This window comes from Synechococcus sp. 1G10, assembly GCF_002252625.1.
In the GTDB taxonomy this organism is placed as follows: domain Bacteria; phylum Cyanobacteriota; class Cyanobacteriia; order PCC-6307; family Cyanobiaceae; genus Regnicoccus_A.
The window spans coordinates 25626-49748 of the sequence record NZ_NQKW01000016.1 but is presented as its reverse complement, the minus strand read 5'-3'; the positions used below and the strand labels follow the sequence as shown (position 1 = coordinate 49748).

Sequence of the window (24123 nt, the reverse complement as noted above, 5' to 3'; positions counted from 1 at the left end):
ATCCGGCCACCCTGCGCCTGTGTAGTCGGGCACTCAGTTCCATCAAAGCGGTGAGGCCTGAGTGAGGTGATGATGACCAGGGACTGGATCGTCTCCCGATCAGCTCCAAGATTGTTGCTGAGGCCTTCCCTGTATGGATGTTCCGATTCTCTGGAATTTCGTGATCACATCCTTCGCCCTGATGAATCCGCTGGGCATGGTGCCAATTTTCCTCACCTTGACAGCAGGTGAGCGGAAAGACGTTCAGCGGCTGGTGGCGTTGTTCGTTGCGATCACGGTGCTGGCGCTGCTGCTGGTTTTCATGTTCCTGGGAACGCCCATCCTCAACTTCTTCGGGATCTCGCTCGATTCCTTCCGGATCGCAGGTGGCATTCTGCTGCTTGGAATCGGGATCAACATTGTCAACGGCGTGGAGGTGAATCCATCGCGGACATTGATCAACAAAGGGGCTGAAGCTGGAAGCTGGGCCGAGGCCAGATCTGTCTACCAACAGATTGTGATCCCGATGGCGATGCCGCTGCTGGTAGGGCCTGGAGTGATTGCCAATGTCATCCTCTATGCCAATGAGATCGAATCCATGAAGCAAGACCTGCTCAACTTCAAGCTGGTGGGCGGAACGCTTCTGCTGAGCCTGGCCGTCCTGTTGATCTTCTGTTCGGGGAAATGGCTGCAGTTGGTGTTGGGCGACGTTGGGATGAGCATTCTGCAGCGCGTGATGGGCCTGTTCGTTGCGGCGATGGGGGTTCAGTTCATTGCTACTGGTTCTGTCAACACCATTCTCAAGCAGCTGGTTCCGGCGTTCCGTTAGGCCACAAAGGCTGATCGGGACGAACCCCCCGGATGCAGGCCGTGTTAACTACGGCCGAATTCGCCTCCCAGTGCAGCGATGTCGAGTTGGTGATCCACCGGCTCAAGCTGGGGAGCCGGCGGCCGCTCCTCCGCCTCACCGGCCTTCACCTCCAGGGCCTGCTCGATCACACGGTCGGTAAGGGTGTCGAAGTAGGCCGTCAGGGTCTGCTGCAGTTCCAGGAATTCCGGCCAGAGGGTTTCATTCACAAAGCTGCGGCTCAGGCGCGCCATCACGGTGGTGCGTCGCTGGCCGCGGTAGCGGTAGGGGGTGATGCCATAGCGCCGCATCAGCGCCACGAACAGATGGCGCGACCACTGATCGGCGAGGGAGAAGCGGAACTCCACTGGCGGCTCCTCGGATGCCAGCTGGGCGAGGCGGGCCTGGATCCGCTCGCGGGCCCGCTCGGCCGCCACCCGTTCACCTTCGCTGCCGGGCCTGGCGAACAGCGCCTCAATGCGGCGCAGCTTGTCCACAAGCTGGTCTTCCGGGCTGCCCGGAGGGGCGCTGACGGTTCGGATGCGGCGGGCGATGGGGCTTCTCTCCGGGGCGCTGGCCTGCCAACGTAAGGCTGTCTGCCGGGTCAGTCGCCCTTCGTCCGAGGCACTTGACGTTGGTCACGCGGCCCAGCCCAGGGTGTTGGCGATAACCCCCGGGGCAGGTAGAGCGGGTGCGTCGGATGGCCACCCTTGCTGAGGCGAAGACAGTGCAGGCCAGGCAGGCGCGCTGCCAGCTCGGCGTCGCGGCCCAGATGGCGGCCGTGCACTCCCCAGGCGGCCAGCTTCAGAGCGGCCTGGCTGGCTATGGCCAGTAGATGGAGATCGTTCTCAGGGCCAACAGGATCAGCTGCCGCCTTCATGGCTTCAGGACGCCTCGCCCGAAAGGCGAACAGGTTGGTGAGACACAACCCTCCATAGCCCCAGTCCTTCGCGTAACCGATGCAGCGCCGCACGGTTGGATCGTCGCTCTGGGCGTCGGCCGTGCTGGGGTTCAGGCCGATGACCATCACCAAGGCCCCGGCAGGCTCCCACCGCCGCCAGAGGCTGTAGCGGTAGTGGCCACATGGGCTGAAAACAGCGCTCCTCTGCATGGGTCCATCCTCCGGCCATTCCAGCGCCCATCCGGCTCGCTCCGCTCTGGACCTGCGCCTTCCGTGCCTTCAACCTGCCAGTGTTGGGCCATCCGCGCGGTCCTGCTTGTGGACCTCTCCCCCTGGCTTGAGGGGCTGCTGCCAGCCCTGCGTTCACCAGCCGGCGCCGTGGCTTTCGTGCCGCTCTATGCCCTCTGGGTGACGCTGCTGCTGCCCGGTGTCTGGGCTTCGATGCTGGCCGGTGCGCTCTACGGCGCCCTCTGGGGCAGCCTGATCGTGTTCGTGGGGGCGTCGCTGGGCGCCATGGCCGTTTTCATGCTGGGCCGGCACTGGCTGCGCGCCTGGACCCGCCGCCGGCTGCAGGCTTTCCCGAAGCTGTTGGCGATCGAGCGGGCAGTGAGCCGGGAGGGCCTCAAGCTGGTTCTGCTAACCCGGCTGTCGCCGGCCTTTCCGTTCAGCCTGCTCAACCTGGCCTATGGCCTGAGCGAGGTGAGCCTGCGTGATTACGTGATCGGGCTCATCGCGATCCTGCCCGGCACGGTGCTGTTCTGCGCCCTGGGAGATCTGGCCGGCGATGTGGCCCGCTTCGGCGATGTGCTCCATGGCGAGGCCGATGCCGGCACCTGGGCGCTGCGGAGCCTGGGCCTGATCGCCACCGTGAGCTCGATCTGGCTGGCCGGTCGAGCAGCGCAGCGGGCGCTGGAGCGGTTGGATCCGGGCTGAGAGCAATCTTGACGAGCCCTTGCCCGGACCTTATCCGGGTCTTGACCTGTGCATGGCGAACCAAACGGACAGTGGGGACGACTTCTCTCCTGCCAGGGACCTCCACCACCCATGTCCGTTCTCCTCAAGCAGATCACCGGCGTCGATGGTGAGATCACAGCCTTCGCACGAGTTGGCTCCGGCTCCTATCTGGTGAGCGTGGGTGGGGGGAGCACCCTCACGGTCAGCACCATCACCAACGTGGCCAGTGCTGCCGTGCTGGGCACAACGTCGCTGTTCGGGTTCTCAGCCCAGTCGGTGGCCGTGTTCGGCGATCTGGTGGCGGTGGCGCTGCAACCCACCAGCAGTGCGATGGTCCCAGGAACGGTGCGCTTCTACCGGATCGCCGCCAACGGCAGCCTGACCTTCCTCAAGGATCAGGCAGTGGGGGTGCTGCCCGACAGCCTGGCCTTCTCCGCCGACGGCTCCAAGCTCGTGGTGGCCAACGAAGGCCAGCCCAATGCCACTTACTCCTTTGATCCGCTCGGCTCGATCAGCGTGATCAACGTGGCCGATGCTGGCGGCCCCAATCCCGCCAATCTGGGACTCGATGCCGCCCTTCTCGATTTCACGGGCTTCGCGCCGCCGCCCAGCGGTGTGGTCGACGGCACGGCCCTGCGCTTCAGCAGCAGCGTCCCCTTCAGCACCACCTTCGCCCAGGACCTGGAGCCCGAGGCGATTGCCATTTCCGGCAATCGCGCCTACGTGACCCTGCAGGAAAACAACGGGGTGGCGGTGGTGGACCTGGCCACCAGAACCATCATCGAGCTGCTGCCCCTGGGGGCCGTCAACTACAGCGAGCAGTTCGTTGATCTCACCGACGGCAGCGGCATAGCCCCCAAGTTTGGCAATCGCCTCACGCCTGGCAGCGACATCCTCGGCCTGCGCATGCCGGATGGCATCGCCAGCTTCGTGGCCAACGGACAGACCTACTTCCTTACTGCCAACGAGGGGGATAGCCGCACCGACTACGGCTCTACCTTCAACGACGAATTCGTCGCGCCGATCTCAACCAACGACCCTGACGTCAGCACCATCCGCAACGGCACCGCCCCCGGTGGCACTGCCAGCACCACCGCCTTCGGCAGCCGCAGCCTCAGCCTGTTCAGCGCCTCCGGTGAGCTGATCTGGGACAGCGGCGTGCAGTTGCAGAGCTCCGCGATCGGCGCTGGGGTCTACGCCGACTCCCGCAGCGACGCCAAGGGCGTGGAGCCGGAGATGGTGACGCTCGGTCACCTCAATGGGCGCACCTATGCCTTTGTGGGACTGGAGCGCACCACCAGCTCGATGGTGTCGGTGTTTGACGTGAGCGACCCCAGCGCTGTCGATTTCGTCACCAGCGTGGTGCTGCAGGGCAGCACCAGGCCCGAGGGTCTGCTGTTCATCGATCCGGCCAGCAGTCCTTCCGGTCAGGCACTGCTGGTGGTGGCCAATGAAGGCACCAACACCATCGACATCCTCGATGCCGGTGCTCTGGTGGCCCAGGACGCCGACCGCAACCCTGCCGGGACCTACGCCACCTCGATGCTCCGCGATGGGGCTGTGGATCTGAGCTTTAAGCCCCTGTTCACCGTGGGCGAGAGCACCAGGTTGCTGGAAGCCGGCGACAAGTGGAATGGGCAGAACCGCGCGGTCCTGAACAAGGATGACAAGACCAACCGGGGTCAGGCGCCCCAGACGCAGAGCGAGGCCAGCTACGTGCCTCCCGGGATCCTCGATGGCCTAGGCGCCTACGACAACGGCGACGGCACCTACACGGTGCTGGCCAATCATGAACTGGGCAGCACAGCCGGCTATGGCTACGCACTGAAGGATTTCGCTGCCGGAGAAGAGCTCCGGGGAGCCCGGATCAGCCGCTTCATTGTTGATAAGGACATCGACGACAACGCCAGCAATGGATTTCAATCGAAAGTGCTGGCCGCTGGGTTGGCCTACGAGCGCATCTTCGATGCCAAGGGCCAACTGGTCACCGGCGCCGATCAGCTCGGCGGCGGCCTCAGCCGATTCTGCTCCTCCACCTACCTGGAGGCCCGCAGCTTCGGACAGGGCCGGGGTTTCCGCGACGACATCTACCTCACCGGCGAGGAAACGTCGGAAGGTCTGATGTATGCCCTCGACGTGAAGACGGCCGAGCTGCATGCGGTGCCGGCCCTCGGACGCGCCGGCTGGGAGAACGCCACCCTGATCGACACCGGCAAAAGCAAGACGGTGGCGCTGCTGCTGGCCGACGACAACACCGCTGGGCTCTTGCTCTGGGTGGGTACCAAGGGGGGCAATGGCTTCCTCGCCCAGAACGGCATGGCAGCGGAGAGCGGCAGCCTCTACACCTGGAAGCCTGCCGCCGGCGGAATCGGTTCGGCGGGGGGGGCTCCAGGGATCCCGGATTCCGCCGATCTGGCCGTCACCGCCATCGGCTCCTCCCAGGCAGGCTCCTGGGTGAAGGTGGGTTCAGGTAGTGAAGTGGCCAGCTGGTCGGAGGATCAGCTCAAGGCCAAGGTGGTCGATGTGGGTGGCCTGCAGCTCAGCCGCATCGAAGACATCCATACCAATCCACTCAACGGCCGCCAGGCGGTGGTGGCCACCACGGGCAATGGTGATTTCGGCGCTGCTGATCTCTACGGCAACCTTCTCACCCTTGATTTCAGTGGTGCCTTCGATCGCAAGGGCCTGCTGGCGACTGCCAACACCACCTCCCTGCGGGTGATTTACGACGGCGACGAGCTCACGGGAGGCGCGCCCCAGGCGGGCGTCCGCAACCCCGACAACCTGGTCTGGTCGGCCGATGGCTTCATCTACGTCCAGGAAGACCGCTCCGTTCCCGGAGGTGCCGGGGTGGGTCAGTTCGGCTCCAATGAGGCCGCGATCTGGAAGCTAAACCCGCTTGATCCGATCACCAACCCCTCCCAGGGGGTGGCCGCCCAACGCTGGGCCGAGATCGATCCCAGCACCGCTCCGGCTGCCTTCGGCCAGACCAACCTGAGCCCCTCCACTATCTCCGCCAACGTGGGCAACTGGGAGTCGTCCGGGATCATCGATGTGTCGTCGTTGTATGGAACCGCCGCCGGCACGTTCTTCCTGGCGGATGTGCAGGCCCACAGCCTGCGCGACGGCAACCTCGGTGGCGCCAGCTACCTCACCGAGGGCGGCCAGCTCACCTTGATCGGCACCCCCGCGCTGGCCTTCGGTTGAGAGGTTGAGGCCTGAGCCCCCGCTTAAGGCAGCTCAGGCGCCACTTCGCCAGTGGGCTGCTGCAGCCGGCCACCTGCGCGAGGATGGAACCGATCCGCCACCGCTGCGCCAGTTTTCCTGTGCTTCCACGACCCACCGGTTGTCGGGCGGCCCTGGTCTTTGCACCTCTACTGCTCCAACCTGTTGTGCTGGCCTCTCCGGCCATCGGTCCAGCCCCGGTGCTGGCCACCAGCTTCCAGGCCCTTTGTGGTGGCAGTCCATGCGCGATCGTGCTTGACCAGCGTGGGATTGCCGGACCGGCGGGCTTCATTCCCGCTGCGGGGATCCGCCGCTGGATCACCACCGGGGCGGGGGGAGATCCTCCGGGCCTGGGGGAGGTGGTGGGCGCCAGCACGATGAACACGATGAAATCGGCGGCGGCCTTCGTGGTGCCGGTATATATCACCGCGCCCTTGGGCTTGCTCGGTGGTCTGCTGCGCGGGGCTGGTGCCAACCGCGAGGGGGAGGATGGACCGCGCCGCTTCATGGTGGTGGGCCAGGACCGAGACGGGCGGACGATCGAACACCAATTCGAGTTCGTGAACCAGAAGCCGGCCCGCCAGGTGCGCATCGCCCTGGCGATGGTGAGCGGGCTTGCCATGGGTGAAACCCGCCGCCCGGCGGATGAACCGCTGCCATTGGAGGGAACTGTGGCCTCTCCCAGCGGCAGCGGCGACTGGCCGGCCTACCTGCAGGACCGCGGCCTGGTGGAGTGGGCCGCCAGTAACCCGCAACTGGCCGAGGCGTTGCGGCAACGGCTGTTCCCGGCACCCTGAATTCCGCGTCGGACTGGGACTTACCAGCAGAGCGATCTCCACGCATTGCGCACACCTATGTGCACCGCAGCCTTGAGTCCCCTATTACTTCCGCTGGGTGACTCTGTTGCTGCTGGAATAGGCAAGTACTTCAATGCTGGCTCGGCTCCCTTTGCGCCACCTGGCTGGGCAACCGCGAATCGCGGATTGCGGCGATCAGCACAAACCTGGCCAGCCGCAGCTTCGCTGCCAGCCCAGGGCGGGAGGCGAGTTCGGCGTACTTGGCGCGGCCACACTCTGATTTGATCCAGCGGTGAATGGCCGGTTCGCTGAGAGGAGCGCTCATGGGGATATTCGACTCGGGAATAGGGCCTGCTCTTTGCTGGAGTCTGGCTTTTGGACCACTCTGGCGTGCGCCACCCCTGCTCTGGGCAGACCCTTGGCAGTTCCGGCAGGATGCGGCCACCTGCCTGCGGCTGGAATCAGCCCCGACTCCTGGTGCGCCTCCGCTCAGCTGCCCTCGTCGTTCTGCTGGCGCCGGCACCGGCGCTTGCGACCCCATACGCGGCCCTCTGCGGCGACGGGCCGTGCACGATCCGCCTCGATGCCAGCGGCATCGAAGGGCCTTCGGGGTTCATCCCGGCGGGCCGTATTGCCCAGTGGTTCGGCGACAGCGTGCAGCGTCGCGGCAACGGGGTCGGGAATGCGGTCGCAGGCACAGGCAACCTGCTGGTGACGTCCGCGGCCTACGCGGCACCACTGGCCCTGGGCTCCACGTATGTGGCGGCACCGGTGGGTCTGGTCAGCGGCCTGGTGCGTGGGATGTTCTCGGGCTTCCGTTCGGGCGGCAGCCCTGTTTTGAGCTTCAACGTCGTTGGTTATGACCCCAGCGGGCAAAAGATCACCCATCAGTTCCGCTTCGTGAACCCGAAGCCGGCTGGCCGCGTGCAGGCCGCGTTGCCTGTCGTCAGCGGGCTGGCGATGGGGCAGACCAGGTCACTCGATGCACTGCGTCTGGCTGGCACCACCGCGGGGACCGATTCCCTGCTGCCTGATCGGCTCGATTTGATCGACCCGGCTGCCGCTCCTTTCCCCGATCCCGCCTCAGTTCCAGCCCCTGCGCCAGCGTTACGGCCCGTTGACCAGCAACGCCCGTAGCCCCGCTTCATCCAGCACCTGCACCCCCAGGCCTTCGGCTTTGGTGAGCTTGCTGCCGGCTTCCTCGCCGGCCACTAAGTAGCTCGTCTTCTTGCTCACGGATCCGGTCACCTTGCCGCCGGCCGCTTCGATCAGCGCCTGGGCCTGGCTGCGGCTGAGGCTGGGAAGGGTTCCGGTGAGCACGAAGGTGAGACCGGCGAGCGCTGCCCCACCATCCACGCCCGTGGCCTCCACGCCGCCGTTCGCACTGGCCGCCAGCTCTCCTTCGCCGGCGGCCATGGAGAAGCCCAGCTGCTTGAGGTGGTTCAGCAACCCCTGGTTGGAGGGGATGGCGAACCACTGCTGCAGCGACTGGGCGATTTCGCCGCCGATGCCGTGGATGGCGGTGATCCGCTCGGGTGTCTGCTGGGCCGCGCAGGAGAGCTCAGCCGCGCTCGGGAAGCCCTTCGCTAGCAGCTTGGCGTTCACCGCACCCACATGGTGGATGCCGAGGCCGTAGAGCTGGCGATGCCAGGCCTGCTGCTTCGAGGCCTCCAGAGCCGCCACCAGATTCGCCGCCGACTTCTCCCCCATCCGCTCCAGGCTGGCCAGCAACGCCGCGTCGAGGCGGTAGAGATCGGCGATCGAGGCCACCAGGCCCCGGTCCACCAGCTGTTCAATCAATTTGCCGCCGAGGCCGTCCACATCCAGGGCCCCCTTGCTCACCCAGTGGCGCAGCGAGCCGCGCAGGATCGCCGGGCAGCTGCTGTTCACGCAGCGGGTGGCGGCCTCACCCTGCTCGCGTACCAGCGTTGAGCCACATTCCGGGCAGGCGTGGGGCAGCTGCAGCCGCCGGGCGCCGTGGGGCCGCAGCTCGCTCAGTACCCGCACCACCTCCGGGATGATCTCGCCGGCCTTGCGGACCACCACCGTGTCGCCGGCATGGAGATCGAGCTCCTCGAGCCGGTCGGCGTTGTGCAGCGTGGCGCGGCTCACGGTGGTGCCGGCCAGAGGCACCGGCTCGAACTCCGCCACCGGTGTCACCACCCCCGTTCGCCCCACCTGGGCCACCAGGCGCAGCAGCTTGCTTGGCGCTTCCTCGGCGGCGTACTTGAGCGCGATCGCCCAGCGCGGCGCCTTCTGGGTGAAGCCGGCGTCGGCCTGCAGACGCAGGTCGTCGAGTTTCACCACCACCCCGTCGGTGGCATAGGCGAGCTGCGCCCGGCGCGTCTCCCAGTCGCTGAAGAAGGCCTCCACAGCCGCCAGATCGGGGCAGAGGTCGGCATTCGGATTCACCCTGAAGCCGGCGGCGGCCAGCCATGCCAGCGATTCCCACTGGCTGCGGGGCCGCGCCGGGTCGGCCCCGACCGGATTCCAGTCGTCCGGCAGGTGGAGCGTGTAGGCGAAGAAATCGAGCCGCCGGCTGGCCACCACGCCCGGATCGAGCTGGCGCAGGGTGCCGGCGCAGGCGTTGCGCGGGTTGGCGAAGAGGGGCTCGCCGCGGGCCTCCCGTTCGGCATTGATCGCCGCGAAGGTGCCGTCCGGGATGAAGGCCTCGCCGCGCACCTCCACCCACGCCGGCGGCCGCTCCAGCTGCAGCCGCAGCGGCACGGCCTGGATCGTGCGCACGTTGGCGGTGATCTCCTCGCCGCGCTCGCCGTCGCCGCGGGTGGCGGCCCGCACCAGCACACCCTGCTCGTAGCTGAGCGCCAGGGCGTTGCCGTCGATCTTCAGCTCCCCCACCATCGGCAGGGGCGGCAGGGGCTCGCCTGCCTCCGGGGTCCGGTCCAGGACCTTCAGCAGCCGGGCAAACCAGGCTTCGAGCTCTTCGCTGGAGAAGGCGTTGTCGAGGCTGAGCAGAGGGATCCGGTGCTCCAAAGTGCGGAAGCCGTCGGCCGGTGCGCCGCCCACCCTCCGGGTGGGGCTTTCGGGACTGACCAGCTCCGGATGGGCCACCTCGAGATCGAGCAGCTCGCGGTAGAGCCGGTCGTAGACCGGATCCTCCATCTCTGGGGCGTCGAGCACGTAGTAGGCGTGAGCGGCACGGTTGAGCAGGCGACGGAGCTCCTCGGCCCGGCTCGAGTCTGCGGCGGTGGGCGGCATGGCAGGCCGGCGCCCCGGTCTCAGGCCGCGGCCAGTTTCTGGATCCGCTCCACCCGCCAGTTTTCTTCCACCTTCACGAAGGTGAAATCCAGGGGCAGTTCATCCTTGGCTTCGGATTTGAGCTTCACGGTGAGGATGATCTGGCCCTCCTGCAGCCGGGGCCGGCCCGATTTGAGGTTGCGGTACTTGTTGAGCTGCAGCCCCGCCAGGAAGCGGATGAACTGCTGACGGTTCACGTGCGAGCGGTAGTTCTTGGTGGTGAGCAGATAGGCGCCGTCGATCTGACCCGAGGCCACCTGGGTGAAGAACTGCTTGAGCAGCGGGTTGATGCCGCGGGCGCTGATCACCAGGCGCACGGCGGTGTAGGTCCAATAGAGGAGCAGGGCGGTCGCTCCGGCCAGCAGGGCCTTGGTGCCGATCGTTTGGGCCAGACCCCAGTCCATCGTCTGCATACGCACGTTCAGGTTTGAGAGTCTGACCGACGGCCCCGCCGCCTCGGTGGCGAACCCTGCACACTGGGCGCACGGTTGAGTCACCCGTCCGCGGCATGCCCCTGGCGCCCCTGCTGCCCCTGTTCCATCGCCTCGACCGGGAACACTTCGGCGGCGACCTGGCTCCGGGCGGCCGCGCCCTGCTGGATCTGCGCTGGAGCGACGGGCGCATGAGCCGCACCGCCGGTCTCTACCGCCGCGGCCGCCGGCGTGATGGCTCCAGCCTGTGCGAGATCGTGCTCTCCCGGCCGGTCCTGGCGCCCCTGCCCGCCAGCGCCACCCTGGGCACCCTCTGCCACGAGATGATCCACGCCTGGATCGACCGGGTGCTGCAGTCCTCTGAGGTGCACGGTCCCCACTTCCGCGCGGCCATGGCCCGGATCAACGCCGCCCAGGGTGAATTCGAGGTGAGCCTGCGCCACCACTACCCTTTGCCGCTGACATCGGCCCCCTGGATCGCCCGTTGCCCCTGCTGCGGCGTCAGTGCGGCCTACCGCCGCAGGGTGCGGGGCCTGGCCTGCCGGCTCTGCTGCGAGCGGCTCCATGGCGGCCGCTGGGATGCCAGCTGTGCCCTGGTGTACGAAGCGCCTGCGGCCTAGGGTTCCAGCAACCGGCTGGGGCCCTTGGATCTGTTTCTTTGGGTGCTGCAGGGAGGGGGTGTCTCGATCGCCCTGCTGGGCCTGGGGCGAGAGCGCTGGATGCGGGCCCACCGCCTGGGACTGGCTGATTCGTGCGGGCGGCCGGCCGTCGGCCGTTGAGTGGCCGTTAAGGTCGGATCACATCGATTGCGATGGCACAGGCGAGGGCCATGAACGGTTCGGGTGATCCTCCCCGCCGGGGACGCCGCCGCAGCGGCGGTTCTCTGGATCAATGGATTTCGGCGGGTCGGCAACTGGTCGATGGAGTGGCCGGGGCTCGCCCTGGCTCGCGTCCCCAGGCCCGCGGAGCCGAGCGTGGAGCCGGTGGCCGCCCGGGCCTGGAGGGTCTGGGCCGCTGGGTGGAGAACCGCATCGACTGGTTCCTCGAAGGCGACGACGACTGGCCGGAGCCCTGGCAGGAGCGGGCTGAGATTCCAGAGCGCAGGAGGCCCCCGCTGAACTCAGACGCGGCGCCCTGGCAACCCCGGAGCGGGCGTCAACCGACATCGATATCGCCATTGCCATCTCAACCGCAACCCCAGCCGCCGGTCCGGGCATCGGCACCTGTGGAAGGGACCCGCCGTCCCCTGGAGGCCATCTCCCGCCGCACGGCCCCCCTGCTGCCTCCGTCCCGGGTCCAGTCCTCCGTTCAGCTGCCGCCGGCGCAGTTCGAGCCGCCACCGCAGCCGGAGACCAGCGGGGGAATCCCCCCCGGAGCCCGGCCTCTGCCTCGCTCCAGCCGGCAGCCCCGGCGTGAGTGAAGCCCTAGCCTGGGACCCAGTTCCGTCATTCCCCAGCGTCCATGAGCAACCTGATCGTGGTGGGTTTTCCCAAGGTTGATGAGGCCGAAGCCGTGCGCAAGGAGCTGGTCGCCATCCAGCAGGAGCACCTGATCTCCCTGGAAGACGCAGTGGTGGTGGAGCGTGATGCCGATGGCCAGGTGCAACTGCGCCAGGCGATCAACCTCACCGCCGCTGGCGCCCTGGGCGGTGGTTTCTGGGGGTCGTTGGTTGGGCTGCTGTTCCTCAATCCCCTGCTCGGTGCCGCCGTCGGCGCCGGCATGGGGGCGGCTTCAGGGGCGCTCAGCGATCTGGGCATCAATGACGGCTTCCTGCGGGAGCTCGGTGAAACCTTGCCCAAGGGCAGTGCCGCTCTCTGCCTGCTGGTGCGCGATGCCACGCCTGATCGCGTGGTAGAGCGCCTGCGCAGCTTCGCGCCCCACGCCAAGTTGCTGCGCACCAGCCTCAGCCACACCGATGAGGCCCAGCTCAACGAGCTGCTGGAGAGCAGCCGCAAACAGGCAGAAGCCCTGCGCCTGGGCTGAGCGCCCCGGAGCAGGACTGACTATCAGCGCTCAACGGCTATGGCGCACCCTGCTGCGGCCAGGGGCCATCTGGCTGTGGTGCTGGGCGCTCTGCTGTGGCCTGGAGGGATGGTGGCTCACCTGGAAGTCCCAGCCCTTGTCCTGCAGTTGACGGTTCACGGCCCCCACCAGCTCATGGGGGAGATCTTCCGCCATCTGCTCAGCGGAGGTGATGATTGAGGGAGAGCCCTGCTTCAGGGCCCAGAGCAGTTCCGCCCACTGCTCCACCAGGGTTGGCTGAACTACCTGCCCTTGAGAGTCACCCTCAAGGACGGCAGCGCAGCCGCTCTGCTGCCAGAGGGTGGCACGACCCCGCTGCAGGCCCTGGCCACTTGCCTGGGCCAGACCTAGTTGGAGTGCCCGCTCGGTGGGGCGGCCATCAAGCTGGCGCAGCCCGGCCTGAATCAGCAGGCGGCCGCAGCTCACGGCTGAAAGGCCGAGGGAGCGCCCCAGGTCGGTGAGGGAGATCCACCGATCCCCGGATTCGTCGGGCCCGTGCCCGCCTGGGGTCCCAGGCATGGCGGTCGTCATCGTTGAACAGGTGAAACAGATGCCGCCATCCTGTTCAGATTGCCCGAAAGCGCAAGTTGTCAAGTGGAAACCGCCACAGATCGTGCCGATTTCATAAAACTTTATGGAGATCTGCGTTGTGCTGGCTGGGGCCGAGCCAGCGCTCCAGTGCTGGTGAGAACACTTCCCGGATCACCGTGAGTTCCCGTCCCTGCCTGAAAAAGCTGTAGTGGCGGCTCCAGAAGGGACCCTGGGCGGCGAATCCCCGCTCCAGCCAGTCGGCGTTCACCTGGGCCAGGCCGTCCACTTCCCGAAACAGCTCCGCCCGCTCACTGGTCAGGCTCAACCAGATGGGCTGCTGCCGATCGCGCAGAGACTCCTCTGCCTCTTCCTGATTCCACCAGCTCTCGGCCCAGGCCAGAGCCTGGCCGTTGCAGCGCAGCCACACCTGCCGCAGCAGCAGGGGTGGGACCAGCTCAGACACTTCGGCGGGCCGAGTCTGGGCAGTATCAGGGCCTGGTCCTGGACGCCGGAGTTCCTGCTCTGGCCCCATGGCGATCAGATCGATCGTGACCGGCCTGCCGGTGAGCAGGTGCAGATGGCGGGTGGGACTGCCGTCGCCCAGGAGCAGCAGTTTCCAGGCGCCGCTGAGCTGGGCTCCGGCCCGGGCGTTGAGCACCTCGCTGATCGGGGCTTCCCAGAGCGGTGTCGGGGAGACCGATGGCCTGGTGAGCAGGGAGTCAGCCATCAGGCTCAGCTCGGGTCATTCAGGCTAAGGAGTGCCGAGAGGGCACTGGGACTACTGGCCGGGAGCCTGAGCTGCGACGAGGCTGGCCGCGAGCCTGACCCTCAGAAGCCTCCGCTGATGCTCACTCGTTGCTGTTGGCCGTTGCGCTCGATCACGACGGAGTTGCCGCTGGCCGAGCGCAGGCGCCATCCGGTGGAGCCGATCGCGTCCCCCACCGCTGCGCTGGTGGAGCTGCCGCCCATCTGGAAGATCGCGGAGCCGCTCTGGCCAGGTACCTGGACAACACCAACCAGCTCGGGGGAGCCGCTCTCCGCCTCAGCCCCGCCGGCCTCACCTGAGGGACCTGAACCGCTGGATGCTCCGGCTGCCTGTATGGAGGGGGCTGGTGGAGCTTTGCGGGTGATGGTGCCGCTGACTGGAACCCGCAGCGGCGGTGCGGATAAGGCACGGGAGGTGCTCTCCAGTGGCTCCAGTTCCTGCACCCAGGCGTCCTCAGGAGGCGGAGGCGGCAGGCCGTTGACGGCGCCATCGACCCCTTCGCCTGGAGGCTGGGTGGCGGCGGCGGCCGTGGTTCCAGGCTCGGATGCCCCCAGGGGTCCCACCGAGCGCAACCGCTCCAACAGTTGCAGGGTGCGCTCCTGTTGAAGGGCGATGCTCGCCTGGGTCCAGCCCCGCCACACCAGCAGGGTGCTGCCGGCCCCCAGCACTGACAGGAGTGCCATTGCTACCAGCAGTGGACACTGCTGTGGTGACCGTACCGCTGCTGAAGAAGGAGCTGTGGAGCTTCGGGCCCTTGCCACGGATCGGCTCCCGGGCCTGGCTGCCTGCCGCAGGCGCGGTGGGGCGTCGTGCACCACCACATCGATGGCTGCGGGATCGCAGCCAGGCTCCATGGCCAGGTTCGGCTCCGGCTGGTGAGGGTCGCGGCTGTAGCCCTCGAGGGTCATCCGCCCCCCAGAGTGGAGCCCCAGGGCAGGCAGACCGGCTGAAAACACGCGGTCCATCACCTGCTCGGCTTTCAGCTCCCAGTACGCGCGGGACGAGGAGATGGGACGCGGATCACCTCCCATGGCCGATGGGCTCAGGAGTCAAGTTCGGAGAGATTACCGGCGGTTTGCTGATTGGACAATCGTTCCTGCTGAGCACCGCGGCGGCGGCGCAGCTCCAGCCACAGCAGCAGGGCGGTGGTATCCGCCGGGCTCACTCCAGGGATGCGGGAGGCCTGCCCGAGGTTGAGCGGTTGCACGACGGCGAGCTTCTCGCGGGCTTCCTTGGAGAGGGTGGCGATGTTTGTGTAGTCGATGCCCCCCGGGATCGGCCTGTGGTCCTGCTTGCGCACCTGATCGATCTGTTGTTGCTGGCGGGCCAGGTAGCCGCTGTATTTGAGGTCGATCTCCGCCCCCTCACGCACCCCATTCGGCAAGCTGGCCTCCGCCAGGCCCAGCTCCACCAGATCTTTGCTGTGAAAGCCGGAACGGCGGAGCAGATCGGCGAGTGTGATCGATCCCTTGATCGGTGCGCCCGAGCGAGCCTCCACCTCAGGCGCCACCGGGTCACTGACCTTGAGCCGCACCGTCTCGAGGCGCTGCTTTTCGGCGGCGATGGCGGCCTGCTTGGCCTCGAACAATCCCCAGCGGCGGTCGTCGATCAAGCCCAGCTCACGGCCCAGCGGTGTGAGGCGTCGGTCGGCGTTGTCACCGCGCAGCACCAGGCGGTATTCGCTGCGGCTGGTGAGCACCCGGTAGGGCTCATGCAGGTCCTTGGTGACCAGGTCGTCGATCATGGTGCCGATGTAGCTGCCCTCCCGGGGGAAATGCACCGGTTCCTGGCTTCGCAGCAGCCGGGCGGCGTTGAGGCCGGCCACCAGCCCCTGGGCGGCGGCCTCCTCGTAGCCGGTGGTGCCATTGAGCTGGCCGGCGCTGAACAGACCCCGGACCCGCTTGGTCATCAGCGAGGGCAGGCACTGGGTGGCAGGTAAGTAGTCGTACTCGACCGCGTAGGCCGGACGCAGCATCACGCAGTGCTCAAGGCCGGGGAGGGTGCGCAGCAGCTCCAGCTGCAGCCGCTCCGGCAGGCCGGTGGAGAAGCCCTGGATGTAGAGCTCAGGGGTGTCGCGGCCCTCCGGCTCCAGGAAGATCTGGTGGCTCTCCTTGTCTTTGAAGCGCACGATCTTGTCTTCGATCGAGGGGCAGTAACGCGGGCCCTTGCTGTCGATGAAGCCGCCGTAGATGGGGGTGAGGTGGAGGTTGTCGCGGATGAGCTGGTGGGTGGCGGCGGTGGTGCGGGTGAGATGGCAGGCCATCGGCTCACCGCTCACCCAGGCGGCTGGATCGAAGGAGAAGAAACGGCCATCGGCGTCGCTGGGCTGCTCTTCGAGCTGATCGAGGCGGACGCTACGGCGATCCACCCGGGCCGGTGTGCCGGTCTTGAGGCGGTCGGTGTGGAAGCCGAGGGCCTGCAGCGCTTCGGTGAGCCCAACAGCTGCCTGCTCGCCGGCGCGGCCGGCGCTCATCGACTGGTTGCCCACCCAGATCTGGCCCCCCAGGAAGGTCCCGGCGGTGAGGATCACGGCCGGCGCGGCATAGACGCTGCCGAAATAAGTGCGTACGCCGGTGATCCGGCCCACCGCTCCGTGCCCTGCCACGCTGGGGTCGTCTCCCTCCAGCTCCACCTCCAGCCCCGTGATCATCGCCTCGCGCAGCTGCAGGTTGGGTGTGTGCTGAAGCAGCTGCAGCATCTGGCGGGCGTACTGGCGCTTGTCGGTCTGGGCGCGCAGGGCCCAGACGGCCGGGCCGCGGCTGGCGTTGAGCACCCGCTTCTGCAGGGTGGTGGCATCGGCGAGGCGGCCGATCACCCCGCCGAGCGCATCCACTTCATGCACCAGCTGGCTCTTGGCCGGACCCCCCACCGCCGGGTTGCAAGGTTGCCAGGCAATGCGATCGATATTCAGGCTGAACAGGGCCGTGGAGATCCCCAGCCGCGCCGCGGTGAGCGCCGCCTCACAGCCGGCATGACCGCCGCCGACCACGATCAGCTCGAAGGTTTCGCTTGGGACTGCACTGAGGGCCATCAGGTCAATGTATGGCGCTCAGATCGTTGGAGGGCTCCATGGCGTCGTCGTAGCTGGAATCTTCGGTGCCGCCGACCCTGTCCCAGAGCGTGAAGTAGAGCCCGAAGTGCACACCCGGATGGCGATGGTGCAGCGAATGGTGGGCAGGTCCGATCACCCAGCGGCCCAGCCAGTGGTGGGGGAAGCCGCTGGGCAGACGGTCAAGGCCGAGGTGATTGACGATCGCCCAGATCGTCATGGTGCTCAGAACAGCCATCAGGGTGATCAGGTGCAGCGGCACCAGCATCACGAGGAGCACCAGCACCAGCGCCTGCAGGATGGCTTCGGGGAGATCGAAGGCGAAGGAAGTCCAGGGGGTGGGCTGGCGCGTGCGGTGATGACCGTGGTGGCACCAGGAATAAAGCCAGCGGTGGTGGATGAGGCGATGGATGGCGTAATAGATCCCGTCCTGAAGGATCAGCACCACGCCGTAGCTCAAAGCGAGGTACCACCAGCCGTAGGTGTCAGGCCTGGCATAGAGGCGGGTGAGCCCATGGCTCTGGAGCGCCAGCACGGTGATGGTGGCCAGAGCGAACACGGCGGCGGAGAGCACCGAAAGGCAAATGTCGGCGCCGATGCCATTGGAGTCGTTGCGCTTCAGACGTTGTGTGGATCTGGAAGATGTCGCGGGGGAGCGGGCATACAGCCACCACCAGGATCCACCGGCCAGCAGAAAGTAGCGGGCCAGGATGATGCCGAAGAAAACAAGTCCGTAGAACACGAAGGAGTGATCACCAAGTGAACGAACTAGTATTTCGGTGTCGATCTGGGCGATCGGCATGGACTGGTTGCCCTGTCGGCGGCGTGAATACTCAGCCTAGGGACCCCGCAGCTCACGACTGATGGATATGGACCAGTTGCGGCACTCACTGCGTGGTTACTCCGGCCGTTCGCTCGAGCAGCGTGCCGCCTGGTATGGCCCTGCCGCCGAGGCCTATGCAAGGGCTCGCCCCGCCTACGACCCCACCCTGCTCGGCCAGGTGATCACGGCTGCTGGCCTGACGGCCTCTTCCCGTGTGCTGGAGCTGGGCTGTGGCCCGGGTACGGCCACGGCGGGGTTGGCGCCCCTCGGCTGCTCCATGCTCTGCCTCGAGCCCAATCCCGCCTTTTGCTGCCTGGCCAGGCAGCATTGCGGCTCCTTCTCCAACGTCACGGTCGAACCGGTGGCGTTTGAGGACTGGCCGCTGCAGCCCGAGGCGTTCGATGTGGTGCTGGCCGCCAGCTCCTTCCACTGGATCGATCCAGCCGTGGCCTGCGCCAAGGCGGCGGCGGCCCTGCGACCGGGTGGCGGCCTGATCCTGCTCTGGAACAAGGAACTTCAACCCAGCGAAGCATTCCAGCAACGCACCGCCGAGCTCTACGCGGAGCTCGCGCCCCAGCTCCATCGCCGCGAAGAGCGCGCCGACCAGGTGGCGATCCTGAACACCCTGGCTGAGGCGCTGATCGACAGGCGCCATTTTGAGCGTCCCTTGAGTGGTCTTGTGGACACAAGCTTCATCTATTCGGCGGAACGTTATCTGGATCTGCTCGACAGTTATTCCGGCTATCTGCAGCTGGACCCTGCCGTGCGCCAGCTCTTCTTTCAGCGCCTGCGCCTGCTGATCGCGAACGAATGGGAGGGGCGCCTGCCGCTCACGATGCTCTCGTCCTGGCAAGTGGCACGCAAGGCCAGCCCCAGCTGAGCAACTCAGCGGCGGGCAATGCCGCAGCTCAAGTGGTGCGGCCCTCGCTTCAAAAGCCGATGCGGATCCGACGGTGCTCCAGCTGATTGATCACGTTGGCCTCCACTTTCCCCTGCACGGTGGCTCCCACGTCGCCACGCACGGTTGCCCCCACATCACCGGCAACCTGGGCGTTCACCGTGCCACTGACCTTTGCTGTGACCGGGGTGCTGACTGTGGCTTCGACGGGACCCTTGACCGCGTGCCGATGCTACGGTTCAGCTCCGGCACGTTCACGGCCAGAGGAGATGCCACAGCGATCGGTTCCGCCATCGTCACCTTCGCGGTGATCGGAATGGTTTTGATCGGAGCGGTCCGGATCGGTGACTTGATCTCCTGGACCACCAACGGCGACTGAATCGAGCCCAGATCCACCTGACCTGACACCGGCAACGGGCTCTTCATCACCAGTTCGATCTTGATCGGCTCCTGCAGGATCCTGCCCAGGGAGACCGCTCCGATTCCCACCGCGGCCACCAGAGCAACAGGCCAGCGCAGGGCCAGGACCCAGCCCATCGAGGCCGGCGAAGGCCCGTGAGAGCCGACTCCCCCTTCGCTTTGGGGGCTGGACTGGCTGGTTGGGGGCTCGCTCATCGGATGGCGGAGGCGTTGGCCCCATGTTGATGGAGCTGCGGGCGAGTGAGGGTCAGGGCGCCGCCAGGTTGCGGAAGCGGGTGAACTGGGGCTCGAACAGCAGCTTCACCGTGCCCACTGGGCCGTTGCGGTGCTTGGTGACGATCACTTCGGTGATGCCCCGATCGGCCGTTTCCGGGTTGTAGTACTCGTCGCGGTAGATCATCAGCACCAGGTCGGCGTCCTGCTCGATCGAGCCCGACTCGCGCAGATCGCTGAGCATCGGCCGCTTGTTGGTGCGGCTCTCCACGCCGCGGCTGAGCTGGGAAAGGGCAATCACCGGCACGTGCAGCTCCCGGGCCATGCCCTTGAGGCCCCGGGTGATGCGAGAGAGCTCCTGCACCCGGTTGTCGGGGGTGGATCCCTCCATCAACTGCAGGTAGTCGATCACGATCAGGCCCAGTTCCTTACCCTGCTCTGCCATCAGCCGGCGGCAGAGGGAGCGCATCTCCAGCACACCGGCATTGGGCTTGTCGTCGATGAACAGCGGCAGCTGGCCGAGGGTGTTGATGCCCTGGCCGAGCAGCGGCCATTCCTCCTGCTGCAGCCTGCCGGTGCGCAGCCGGCCGCTCTCGATGCCCACCTCCATCGACAGCAGCCGGTAGGTGAGCTGCTCCTTGCTCATCTCCAGGGAGAACACACAGACCGGCAGCTGGTGGATCTGGGCCACGTTCTTGGCGATGTTGAGCACGATCGAGGTTTTGCCCATCGCCGGCCGGCCCGCCACGATGATCAGATCGCTGCGCTGCAGGCCCTGGGTGATGGCATCGAGGTCGTAGAAGTTCACCGGGATGCCAGCCACCGAGGTGCCGAGGGACCGGCTCTCGATCTCGTTGAAGGTGCTGGTGAGGATCTCGGCGGTGGGGGTGAGCCCTACGGAAGGTTTCTCCTGGCTGATGGCGAAGATCTGCTGCTCAGCCTCATCGAGCACCTGCTCCATCGGCTTGGCCTGATCGAAGCCGAGCTTGATCACCTCGTTGCCTGAGCGGATCAGCTGCCGGCGGAGGTATTTGTCCATCACCAGGCGAGCCACCTGGTCGATCGAAGCGGTGCTGAGGGTGCGCTCCACCAGCTCCACCAGCCGATTGCTGCCGCCCACCTTCTCCAGCTGACCGGTGTCGGCCAGCCAGGCGGCCATGGCGGTGAGATCGGTGGGTTTGCCCTGGCTGTGCAGCATCAGGGCGGTGCGGTAAATCTCCCGGTGGGCGCTCAGATAAAAGGCTTCGGGCCGCAGCACGTCGGCGATGCGGCCGAGGGCGTCGGGGTCGAGCAGGATGCCGCCCAGCACGGCCTCCTCCGCCTCCAGGTTCTGGGGCGGCACCTGATCGGGCAGGGCCTCGAAGCGGGCCTCGTCCTGGTCCCGGCCGCGGCGGCGAAAGGCTGGTGTCAGAGCGGCGGCGGCAGCTGCCTGGTCGCTGCGCTCGACAGCCGGCCCCCACTCGGGACCGCCATCAGGGGCCGGCAGGGGAACACTCACCATGGGCTGAGGCTAGGTCGAGGCTGGGGGAGCGGCGGTGTGTGCGGGCGCCAAAAAAAAGCCGGCCCAGCAAGGGCCGGCGTCGACAGGTCTGAAGCTGCGAGCCGAAACGTGCTCAGTGGCTGACCACTTCCAGATTGATCTCGGCGGTGACCTCTGGATGGAGCTTGACCTGCACCTTGTAGGAGCCTGTGCGGTGGATTTCGGGTACCGCGATGTCGCGGCGGTCGAGTTCCTTTTTGGTGGCTGCTTCGATCGCTTCGGCCACATCGCCGTTGGTCACGGTTCCGAAGAGCACGTCGTCGCCGCCGGTCTGTTTCTTGACGGTGAAGCGGCCGATGGTGGTCAGGGCCGTGCGGAAGGCTTCAGCTTCCTGCTTCAGGGCTGCCTGGCGCTCGGCCTCCTTGGCACGGCGGTGCTCCACCTGGCGCAGCACGGCGGGGGTGACGGCTACGGCCTTGCTCTGGGGCAGCAGAAAGTTACGGGCGTAACCGGGAGCCACTTCCACCAGGTCACCCTGTTTACCGAGGCTGTAAACGTCCTCGCTGAGGACGACGGAGACGCGCTTGGCCATGGAAACAGAACGGCGGGAAGGGTGATCGGGCTGGGGCCGCCGGCGTGACGGCCTGCATCCTGAGGCGATCAGCGATCCTAGATCACAGCTTGCGATGGCCTGGCCGCGGCCGCGGGCAGACGCACCTGGGTGGCCAGGCCCAGGGCTCGCAGCAGGCGGATGTGTTGCCACGTGAGGTCGAACTGGCGGGCCCCGAAGCCGTGGCGGGCCGAATGGGGGAAGGCATGGTGGTTGTTGTGCCAGCCCTCACCGAAGGTGAGCGCCGCCACCCAGGGGTTGTTGCGTGACTGGTCGCCGCTCTGATGGGACACGCTGCCCCAGCAATGGGTGGCGGAGTTCACCAACCAGGTGCAGTGGTAGAGCACCACCAGGCGCAGCGGGATGCCCCACAGCACCAGTGCCCAGCCGCCGGCGCCGGTGGCCGTGCCGATCCAGAACAGCAGCAGGCCCACCGGGATCTGCAGCAGCAGGAAGTTGGCGTTCAGCCAGCGGTAGTAAGGATCGCGCTGCAGATCGCCGGTGAGGCGGGGCACGGCGGCCATCGCTGGAATCTCCTCGAACATCCACGCCATGTGGCTCCACCAGAAGCCCCTGTGGCTGTTGTGGTGATCGGCGTCGGTGTCGGAGAACTTGTGATGGTGACGGTGCAGGCCGGCCCAGTCGATCGGACCGTGCTGGCAGCTGAGGGCGCCGCAGGTGGCGAAGAATCGCTCCAGCCACTGGGGTACTCGCAGGGCCCGGTGGGCCAGCAGACGGTGGTACCCCAGGGTGACCCCCAGACAGCCGGTGACCCAATAGAGCACCAGCAGGCTGACCGCGGCCGGCAGGCTCCAGAACTGGGGCAGCAGGGCCACCAGTGCCAGCACGTGGACCACGGCCATGAAGCCGATCGTGGCCCAGCGGGTGCCCTTGGGCGCCTCAGGAGCTGGTTGGCCGGGCCGGGGCCGGTGCAGGGCGCGGGCCTGCTTCAGGGCGGAGGTAGCCGGTGCCAGGCGTGCCACGCCGGGTGGGCGGGTGGCGGGTTGGGTGGTGACCGTCATGCGGGGGGGGCGACTCCTGATCGTTACTTAGAATGGTAGCAGTGCGAATCCAGATCAAGTGGGATATCAGGCAGAAATCGAATCAGGACGCGAAGCTTTTTCGTATCTGATCAGAGCCTGGCATGAGCGCAACGGCTGGTCTCACCGGGTGCTGCCCGGCCTGGCCGAGGTGCTGGATCTGGGCCGGATCCACAACTCCCAGGTCTCGATGCTGCGCAACCGCAAGCTCGCCTCCCCTGGCCCTGAGGTGTTCCTGGCCCTTGGGCGCATCAATCAATGGATGGCCGCCCCCGGCGGGGTCCAGGCTGGCCCCCTGGCCGGCCATCCCGATCTGATCGAGGCCCTGGGCCAGGGGGGGCGGCCCCTGCTCAGCGACAAAGGGGTGCCGCTGGGGCCCGGCGATCTGCTGGAGATTTTTGTAGGGCTGGTGCCTCCACCGCGGGCCTTCGATCTGCGCATTGCCGAGGAAGAGGCCGCCGGCCTCAGCTTCGCTCTGGCGGACCTGCTCTGCGCCGGGCGGCCCTGGCGGCTCTGCCGCGACCAGGTGCTGGCGGCCTATCCAGTGGCCAAGGCCCAGCGCCGGGAGCGCTTCGCGGCGGTGATGAGCGGCCAGCGCGATTACAGCGCCAGTGAGCTCGATGCTGAGCTGATGGACCTGCACCGAACCCTGGAGGGGCTGGGGGTGGCGGCCGAACAGGAGATCAGCGCCGACCGCTTCCTGGATGTCCTCCGCCAGAAAGCCCGCCTGCAGCAGCAGGAGGGCCTTGAGGATCTGGCAGCAGCGATACGTCAGGAGCTGGTGGCAGAGGGCAGTGGCTGACCCAGATGGGCCACCCGGATTCGTTTGGCCAGCCCCAAGGCGCGCAGCACCTTGATGTGCTGCCAGGTCATGTCGAATTCGAACCAGCGCAGACCATGGCGTGCACTGGCTGGATGGGCATGGTGGTTGTTGTGCCAGCCCTCTCCGAAGGAGAGAATCGCCACCCACCAGCAGTTACGCGAAAGATCAGGACTGTCGAAGTTGCGATAGCCGAAAGCGTGGGTGGCACTGTTCACCAGCCAGGTGACGTGATAAACGATCGCCAGGCGCAGGGGAATGCCCCAGAGCACCAGCCCCAAGCCGCCACCAGGCACGCCTGCCCGCTCGCCGTACCACCAGAGGGCAGCTCCGAGGGGCACCTGCAACAGCAGGAACCAGCGATCGAGCCAGCGGTAGAAGGGATCGCGCTGCAGATCGCCGGTGAAACGAGACATCTGGCGCACGGCAGGGATGTCGTGAAGCATCCAATCGCTGTGGCTCCACCACAGGCCACGGCCGGCGTCGTGGTGGTCGTTTGGCTGGTCGGAATATTTGTGGTGATGGCGGTGCAGCCCCACCCACTCGATCGGTCCGCTCTGGCAGGCCAGACTGCCCATCAGCACCAGAGTGCGCTCGAGCCATTTCGGCGCCACGAAGCTGCGGTGGGCCAGCAGGCGGTGCAGCCCCAGCGTCACGCCCAGAACCGTGGTCCAGTAGAGGGCTGCCAGCACCACCACGGCCTGCCAGCTCCAGAAGCGGGGCAGTAGTGCGAAAACGGCACCCACGTGAATCGCCAGCATGAAGCTGGTGGTGCCGAACTTGTACTTGCGCTGGCTGGGCGGCAGGGGCTGACGACGGCCGCTCACCGAAGCGCGGATGGCGGCGTCCTGATGTTCGGCGGCGTGGCCCCGCAGGGCCTGGCCCGCAGGCCCGACCTGGGGCAAAGCGGATGCTGGATCTGAAGCGGCAACCAAATGAACACTCGCGATGGTGGCGCAGGCTCGAGTCCGTCATCTCCCCTGCGGCGGGCTATCCCGTTGCAGGGAACCCATCAGGCTGAGGTGCGACCTTGACCTGGGATGTCGGCTGATATGTAGC

General features: G+C 66.8%; 27 protein-coding genes. 11 read left to right on the top strand and 16 right to left on the bottom strand.

Annotation, left to right across the window (positions count from 1 at the left end; genetic code table 11):
• The first annotated feature begins 133 nt into the window (after nt 1-133).
• Entirely contained in the window at nt 134-808 is a 675-nt protein-coding gene (locus CJZ82_RS12800; protein ID WP_094556162.1) for a MarC family protein, read from the top strand.
• 44 nt (nt 809-852) lie between these two features.
• Here CJZ82_RS12800 and CJZ82_RS12795 read toward each other — a convergent pair whose 3' ends face one another.
• Both CJZ82_RS12795 and CJZ82_RS12790 read right to left on the bottom strand, forming a co-directional pair.
• Complete coding sequence (locus CJZ82_RS12795) at nt 853-1323, bottom strand: hypothetical protein (protein ID WP_233130234.1); 471 nt, start codon at nt 1321-1323, stop codon at nt 853-855.
• Nucleotides 1324-1430: 107 nt separating this feature from the next.
• Nucleotides 1431-1937: a DUF1643 domain-containing protein gene (locus tag CJZ82_RS12790; RefSeq protein ID WP_094556160.1), complete on the bottom strand. Its 507-nt coding sequence runs from the start codon at nt 1935-1937 to the stop codon at nt 1431-1433.
• Between the two features lie 102 nt (nt 1938-2039).
• On the opposite strand from CJZ82_RS12790, the gene CJZ82_RS12785 reads away from it, so the two are divergent.
• From CJZ82_RS12785 to CJZ82_RS12775, 3 genes are all read left to right on the top strand, one after another.
• Nucleotides 2040-2660: a TVP38/TMEM64 family protein gene (locus CJZ82_RS12785; protein WP_369820062.1), complete on the top strand. Its 621-nt coding sequence runs from the start codon at nt 2040-2042 to the stop codon at nt 2658-2660.
• A 111-nt stretch (nt 2661-2771) separates the two neighbouring features.
• A complete protein-coding gene (locus tag CJZ82_RS12780; protein WP_094556159.1) occupies nt 2772-5888 on the top strand; it encodes a choice-of-anchor I family protein in 3117 nt (1038 codons plus the stop codon).
• Nucleotides 5889-5971: 83 nt separating this feature from the next.
• Nucleotides 5972-6703 (top strand): hypothetical protein, encoded by a 732-nt coding sequence (locus CJZ82_RS12775; RefSeq protein ID WP_094556158.1) that lies wholly within the window; start codon nt 5972-5974, stop codon nt 6701-6703.
• A 130-nt stretch (nt 6704-6833) separates the two neighbouring features.
• Here CJZ82_RS12775 and CJZ82_RS12770 read toward each other — a convergent pair whose 3' ends face one another.
• Nucleotides 6834-7028, bottom strand: coding sequence for a hypothetical protein (locus CJZ82_RS12770; RefSeq protein ID WP_094556157.1), 195 nt, complete (start codon nt 7026-7028; stop codon nt 6834-6836).
• 152 nt (nt 7029-7180) lie between these two features.
• Between CJZ82_RS12770 and CJZ82_RS12765 the strand changes: the two genes are divergently transcribed.
• Complete coding sequence (locus CJZ82_RS12765; protein WP_143593665.1) at nt 7181-7840, top strand: hypothetical protein; 660 nt, start codon at nt 7181-7183, stop codon at nt 7838-7840.
• On the opposite strand, the gene ligA is transcribed toward CJZ82_RS12765, so the two are convergent.
• Both ligA and CJZ82_RS12755 read right to left on the bottom strand, forming a co-directional pair.
• The gene (gene ligA, locus CJZ82_RS12760; protein ID WP_094556155.1) at nt 7811-9922 is read right to left on the bottom strand and encodes an NAD-dependent DNA ligase LigA; all 2112 of its coding nucleotides are present in this window, start codon (nt 9920-9922) and stop codon (nt 7811-7813) included. The genes CJZ82_RS12765 and ligA overlap by 30 nt on opposite strands.
• Nucleotides 9923-9942: 20 nt before the next feature.
• Complete coding sequence (locus CJZ82_RS12755; protein WP_094556178.1) at nt 9943-10365, bottom strand: hypothetical protein; 423 nt, start codon at nt 10363-10365, stop codon at nt 9943-9945.
• A gap of 104 nt (nt 10366-10469) precedes the next feature.
• Between CJZ82_RS12755 and CJZ82_RS12750 the strand changes: the two genes are divergently transcribed.
• The 4 genes from CJZ82_RS12750 to CJZ82_RS12740 are packed head-to-tail and all read left to right on the top strand — an operon-like array spanning nt 10470 to nt 12375.
• Nucleotides 10470-11012 (top strand): SprT family zinc-dependent metalloprotease, encoded by a 543-nt coding sequence (locus CJZ82_RS12750; protein WP_094556154.1) that lies wholly within the window; start codon nt 10470-10472, stop codon nt 11010-11012.
• Between the two features lie 24 nt (nt 11013-11036).
• Nucleotides 11037-11171, top strand: a complete 135-nt coding sequence (locus CJZ82_RS19385; RefSeq protein WP_255380931.1) for a hypothetical protein — start codon at nt 11037-11039, stop codon at nt 11169-11171.
• A 50-nt stretch (nt 11172-11221) separates the two neighbouring features.
• The gene (locus tag CJZ82_RS12745) at nt 11222-11812 is read left to right on the top strand and encodes a hypothetical protein (RefSeq protein WP_094556153.1); all 591 of its coding nucleotides are present in this window, start codon (nt 11222-11224) and stop codon (nt 11810-11812) included.
• 41 nt (nt 11813-11853) lie between these two features.
• Nucleotides 11854-12375, top strand: coding sequence for a DUF1269 domain-containing protein (locus tag CJZ82_RS12740; RefSeq protein WP_094556152.1), 522 nt, complete (start codon nt 11854-11856; stop codon nt 12373-12375).
• Between the two features lie 30 nt (nt 12376-12405).
• On the opposite strand, the gene CJZ82_RS12735 is transcribed toward CJZ82_RS12740, so the two are convergent.
• The 5 genes from CJZ82_RS12735 to CJZ82_RS12715 all read right to left on the bottom strand — a co-directional run bounded on the left by CJZ82_RS12735 (nt 12406) and on the right by CJZ82_RS12715 (nt 17562).
• The gene (locus CJZ82_RS12735; protein WP_198949766.1) at nt 12406-12933 is read right to left on the bottom strand and encodes a hypothetical protein; all 528 of its coding nucleotides are present in this window, start codon (nt 12931-12933) and stop codon (nt 12406-12408) included.
• 103 nt (nt 12934-13036) lie between these two features.
• Entirely contained in the window at nt 13037-13672 is a 636-nt protein-coding gene (locus CJZ82_RS12730) for a chorismate lyase (RefSeq protein ID WP_094556151.1), read from the bottom strand.
• Nucleotides 13673-13773: 101 nt separating this feature from the next.
• Nucleotides 13774-14742 carry a hypothetical protein gene (locus CJZ82_RS12725; protein ID WP_094556150.1) on the bottom strand — a complete coding sequence of 323 codons (969 nt, stop codon included), beginning with the start codon at nt 14740-14742 and terminating at the stop codon, nt 13774-13776.
• An 11-nt stretch (nt 14743-14753) separates the two neighbouring features.
• Nucleotides 14754-16742, bottom strand: coding sequence for a tRNA uridine-5-carboxymethylaminomethyl(34) synthesis enzyme MnmG (gene mnmG, locus CJZ82_RS12720; protein ID WP_094556149.1), 1989 nt, complete (start codon nt 16740-16742; stop codon nt 14754-14756).
• 4 nt (nt 16743-16746) lie between these two features.
• Entirely contained in the window at nt 16747-17562 is an 816-nt protein-coding gene (locus tag CJZ82_RS12715; RefSeq protein ID WP_094556148.1) for a sterol desaturase family protein, read from the bottom strand.
• 61 nt (nt 17563-17623) lie between these two features.
• On the opposite strand from CJZ82_RS12715, the gene CJZ82_RS12710 reads away from it, so the two are divergent.
• Nucleotides 17624-18463: a bifunctional 2-polyprenyl-6-hydroxyphenol methylase/3-demethylubiquinol 3-O-methyltransferase UbiG gene (locus CJZ82_RS12710; protein ID WP_198949765.1), complete on the top strand. Its 840-nt coding sequence runs from the start codon at nt 17624-17626 to the stop codon at nt 18461-18463.
• 49 nt (nt 18464-18512) lie between these two features.
• Here the strand turns inward: CJZ82_RS12710 and CJZ82_RS19380 are convergent, their stop codons facing one another.
• The 5 genes from CJZ82_RS19380 to CJZ82_RS12690 form a co-directional block, all read right to left on the bottom strand.
• Nucleotides 18513-18641, bottom strand: a complete 129-nt coding sequence (locus CJZ82_RS19380) for a hypothetical protein (RefSeq protein ID WP_255380929.1) — start codon at nt 18639-18641, stop codon at nt 18513-18515.
• Nucleotides 18638-19096, bottom strand: a complete 459-nt coding sequence (locus CJZ82_RS12705; protein WP_094556146.1) for a hypothetical protein — start codon at nt 19094-19096, stop codon at nt 18638-18640. Before CJZ82_RS12705 ends, CJZ82_RS19380 begins: the two co-directional genes overlap by 4 nt.
• A gap of 52 nt (nt 19097-19148) precedes the next feature.
• Entirely contained in the window at nt 19149-20615 is a 1467-nt protein-coding gene (gene dnaB, locus CJZ82_RS12700) for a replicative DNA helicase (RefSeq protein WP_094556145.1), read from the bottom strand.
• 112 nt (nt 20616-20727) lie between these two features.
• Nucleotides 20728-21186 carry a 50S ribosomal protein L9 gene (gene rplI / locus CJZ82_RS12695; RefSeq protein WP_094556144.1) on the bottom strand — a complete coding sequence of 153 codons (459 nt, stop codon included), beginning with the start codon at nt 21184-21186 and terminating at the stop codon, nt 20728-20730.
• A 77-nt stretch (nt 21187-21263) separates the two neighbouring features.
• Complete coding sequence (locus tag CJZ82_RS12690) at nt 21264-22226, bottom strand: fatty acid desaturase (RefSeq protein ID WP_094556143.1); 963 nt, start codon at nt 22224-22226, stop codon at nt 21264-21266.
• A gap of 58 nt (nt 22227-22284) precedes the next feature.
• Here CJZ82_RS12690 and CJZ82_RS12685 point away from each other — a divergent pair, with 58 nt between their 5' ends.
• Complete coding sequence (locus tag CJZ82_RS12685; RefSeq protein ID WP_094556142.1) at nt 22285-23046, top strand: hypothetical protein; 762 nt, start codon at nt 22285-22287, stop codon at nt 23044-23046.
• On the opposite strand, the gene CJZ82_RS12680 is transcribed toward CJZ82_RS12685, so the two are convergent.
• The gene (locus tag CJZ82_RS12680; protein ID WP_369820061.1) at nt 23016-23939 is read right to left on the bottom strand and encodes an acyl-CoA desaturase; all 924 of its coding nucleotides are present in this window, start codon (nt 23937-23939) and stop codon (nt 23016-23018) included. The two genes, CJZ82_RS12685 and CJZ82_RS12680, sit on opposite strands and share 31 nt — an antisense overlap.
• Nucleotides 23940-24123 lie beyond the last annotated feature (184 nt).